The following is a 435-nucleotide window of genomic DNA, read 5'->3' as shown; positions in this document are numbered from 1 at the left end:
CGACTTATCCACAGGCGTCCCGCTCGAACTGTCCGCGCAACGTCCTGTGTCTTCTGATGTCTCTGTCCATGTCTCTATCGGAGCGGACAGTTTGAAAGTGTCCAGGACACTGTCCGAACTGTCCGGTGGACACTTCCGACACTGTCCACCGGACAGTTCAGGACAGTTGCCTGCCGCCCCGCGTGTGCATGTGAAGTTGATGATCGGACCAGGCGCCGATGGCGCGCTCGATCCAGGAGGCGCCGCGATAGCCGCAGCCCTGTTCCATCAGCCATTCGTCCATCCAAAGGATGGCCGCGTCATTGGCCGCGAGATCCACGTGATAGCCCGCGATGGCGCTGCGCAGGCGCTGCCGGCGCTTCATCGCATTGCCTGCCTCGTTGCGCGCCCGGTTGTCGTGCTTGCGCGCGATGGCGTCGGTGACGACCTCCAGCA

Annotated in this window: 1 pseudogene; it reads right to left on the bottom strand. The window is 63.0% G+C overall.

The annotated features are described in order from the left end of the window. Nucleotides 1-157 precede the first annotated feature (157 nt). Nucleotides 158-435: pseudogene (locus CVM50_RS21875) on the bottom strand (hypothetical protein); the annotation flags it as partial.

The organism is Pseudooceanicola marinus, assembly GCF_002786295.1.
GTDB lineage: Bacteria > Pseudomonadota > Alphaproteobacteria > Rhodobacterales > Rhodobacteraceae > Pseudooceanicola > Pseudooceanicola marinus.
Note: the sequence above shows the minus strand (reverse complement) of the source record. Positions and strands in the feature narration are given on the sequence as shown.